The sequence below is a fragment of the Pseudoalteromonas sp. ESRF-bin5 genome, from assembly GCF_002632075.1.
Classification (GTDB): domain Bacteria; phylum Pseudomonadota; class Gammaproteobacteria; order Enterobacterales; family Alteromonadaceae; genus Pseudoalteromonas; species Pseudoalteromonas marina.
Map to the genome: position 1 here is coordinate 1 of NZ_NTLW01000040.1, position 3,047 is coordinate 3,047.

A 3,047-nucleotide genomic window follows, 5' to 3' on the forward strand; every position below is an offset into this window, starting at 1 on the left:
TTTTAAACTCCTTACAGGCCCCAAACTCTTAAAGCTGCTGTATGAATTTCATTTAAAAGTAATAACCCTGCAATACTACCAAATAGCACCCACTTTTTAGATTTTTCAGCTTCCTTGAAGCGCCTGTAAGTAACGTAGCCAATAAAGGTTACTAGTACAATAACGGCTATTAATGATAATTGATTCTCTTGATTCAACTTAAAATTCCCCTCAATTATATGATGAGAGAAAAATGAAATAACCCAAAGCGTGAACAAAACAGTAAGGCCAATTACATAATTAATAATCTTAAATGTATTAATTGAAGTACCACAAACAGGACAAACATAATTTCGTTCCCTAGCGTTGGGTGTTTTAACCTTTGGGGCAATTGTTGAATTACATTTTTTACAAACTAACAGAGACATAAACTCGATTCTATTTAGGGCTTATAACAAGACTGTAGAGTAGCTCCAACAGCCAAATTCAATTAAAAAGGGTTCCTGTAATTAACTCTAAATGTTTTTAAAGCATTAGGTAATGCTATTTGGAACCCATAAAACAGGCTTTTTTTTAAAATGAGTAAGTCTGAAGCCTCAATTTTTAAATAAGGGGCGAAGGCATGAGTAGCATTATGGGCATGTTTGCGTCCTAGCGAACGAAGTGAGTGACTTAAATTTTTTGTTATGTGCCACCCGATACATCCTTACAAGTAGTAGCTCAATAAGCCATCTGAGCTTTCTATATTTAGGATATCCATAATTATCTCTAAATGGTCCCCAAAGTGTTCTTTCGCCTCAGTGTCTTGCATTTCCATGATTTCTAATTCTGGCAAAAACGTTTCCATGACCCAAAATTTTGATGGGTTCTGCAGAAGACCATTAATAAGAGTGTCTAAAATTGATTCTAGTGTTTTAGTTAATAGCTGTTTTTCGTTTGGAACACTTCCTGGCAGTTCAGCAAACAAATCACTACCCTTAAAGCTTTTTAACTCGGACAATGTGGATTGAGTTATGACCAAGGTCTGATCCTGAACTTCTAATAAAGGACTGTATTCCATATTATCCTCTTGGCACATAACACCCCAATAAGCGGTGCGCTTGCAGTGCAAATAAATCCGCAATAACTTCTCGCATTCGCTTGATTGGTTTGTTATACATCGTTTTTACCTTTATGTGATTCATACATAACTATCAGTAGCCCAGTAATAAGGGATAGAGGAATTGTGATTGCCATTGCATATAAAAAATTACCCATAGTAATGTTGCCTAATCCACCATCTCCCCAAACTTTAATTAACCCAATAAACATAATTGCGAACTGAATGAATACAGAGTTACGAATCACGGCGTCCCAAAATGGAGAGTTAACAAACATTTTTAACCTTTCCTCCGATACTCATAACGCTCGCCTAAGCAGCAAATTAGCAATGGGTTAAACTTATTGAGCGCAGCGACAATAACCCTTTGTTAATTGTCTGATGCGAGTTTACGAGCCTTGAGTCTCTTGTTAGAGGCACGGAGCTTCCGAGCTTAAAATTTCCGCATACCATTGCTCTTTGCTAAGGTGGATAATCGCTTCACACTCAATATCGTCTTTTCTATGTGAAGGAAAATTTTCCCAATAATTAATTCTTAATCCACCACCTGAAACAGCTATTCCACTGCGATTTATCAATATACTACTTACAAAATTACCATCTTCGAAGAAGTGGCTTGTAGCAAGAACGACACCTAGTTTTGAAAGTTTGCTTTGTATATTTTGAATCTTAACTTCTTGAGAAGGACTAGCTTCACAATTTTGCCTGATATACTTCATTGAACCTAATTCTACTCGCCTCAAACATTTATCATTTTTGAAAAGTTCGACAATTGAAGTAATTTCAGTTTCATTTTTTCTAAACCAGTTATCAACACCATCAATTTCCATATCGACACCTTCTGTTCCGCACCCGAACAGCATTATTGATAATAGAAGAATTGAAACTAATCGCATAATGCCTCTAACGCCCTGTTAATGGGTAAAATATAGTTGGCTAAAATTAAGCGACGAAGGAGCAAAAGCCAACTGTATTTTGTCCTTGTTAAACAGCTTGCTAGGTGTACTTATACGTTTTGTGTATATGGTTTTATACCAATTAAATCAGAAACACCTGAGCCCGCTTTAACAGCTTGTTATATTAGCAATTTAATGCCGAAACACGTATTTTTTTTGTGTTTTTAAACTCAATATTAAAATTCTTTACTGGTTGGCCTGAAACAATTAATTTATTTATTTGAAATTGAATATTTTCATAATGTTTTAAACGAAATACTATTAACAAATTATTAGTAACCCCTGAAGATTTAGGTAAGTCTTTTAGAGTTTTATAATCATGGCTTAACCAAATAGAGTCTTGCTTTTTATAAGAGTAATAAATTTCATGAGGTTCTATTATTTTACCATTTGAAATGAAAATAATATCTTTAGGTGATGCAGAGATAACGAATGGTATTTTACTTTTCGCTTCAAACCAAATCCAAGTTTTATCACCGTTATTTTGAACCGTTCTTGCTTGGGTTGTTAATTCAACCTGTTCTGAATTAATCATTAATTTTGAAGGTGTATTATCTCCGCAACTACCAGTAGATAATACGTCACCAATTGATGATTCAGGATGAAAATAGCTACCTGGGTATATTGAGCAACCTCCCAATATAACAATGAAAAATATGATTATAAAATTACGCATGAGTCCTTTGCTAATATAACGCCGCATTAAGCGGTGAGTAATAGTTTGCTAAAATGTGAAACGAAGTGGAACCGAGCAAACTGTTACGAATCCGACTTTAATGCCTTATAGTTCGACCAAGCCACTTAATTTAAAAGTAACTGACTATTATATTAAGTGGAATATGCTTCTGTTGGTTACGAATATTGAATGACGAACATCCAATGTTTTTAACAAGACGTTCGAGCCAACAGAGCACCTCGATTTCAAAACGCATACTCAGGGATTGCCGACCAAGACTATCTATAAGACCTGCGAGAAACGAGATTTAAGCACATTCCGTCCTTAACTTTAACCG

Annotated in this window: 5 protein-coding genes; all 5 read right to left on the reverse strand. The window is 35.0% G+C overall.

Annotated elements, in window-relative coordinates; translation table 11 throughout:
- Positions 1 to 11: 11 nt before the first annotated feature.
- The gene (locus BCG07_RS01025; RefSeq protein ID WP_286888131.1) at positions 12 to 407 is read right to left on the reverse strand and encodes a zinc ribbon domain-containing protein; all 396 of its coding nucleotides are present in this window, start codon (positions 405 to 407) and stop codon (positions 12 to 14) included.
- 278 nt (positions 408 to 685) lie between these two features.
- Positions 686 to 1,039, reverse strand: a complete 354-nt coding sequence (locus BCG07_RS01030) for a DUF4844 domain-containing protein (RefSeq protein ID WP_286888133.1) — start codon at positions 1,037 to 1,039, stop codon at positions 686 to 688.
- A 92-nt stretch (positions 1,040 to 1,131) separates the two neighbouring features.
- Complete coding sequence (locus tag BCG07_RS01035; RefSeq protein ID WP_286888135.1) at positions 1,132 to 1,356, reverse strand: hypothetical protein; 225 nt, start codon at positions 1,354 to 1,356, stop codon at positions 1,132 to 1,134.
- 132 nt (positions 1,357 to 1,488) lie between these two features.
- Positions 1,489 to 1,908 (reverse strand): hypothetical protein, encoded by a 420-nt coding sequence (locus tag BCG07_RS01040; RefSeq protein ID WP_286888137.1) that lies wholly within the window; start codon positions 1,906 to 1,908, stop codon positions 1,489 to 1,491.
- A 250-nt stretch (positions 1,909 to 2,158) separates the two neighbouring features.
- A complete protein-coding gene (locus tag BCG07_RS01045; protein WP_286888139.1) occupies positions 2,159 to 2,710 on the reverse strand; it encodes a hypothetical protein in 552 nt (183 codons plus the stop codon).
- Between the last annotated feature and the right edge of the window lie 337 nt (positions 2,711 to 3,047).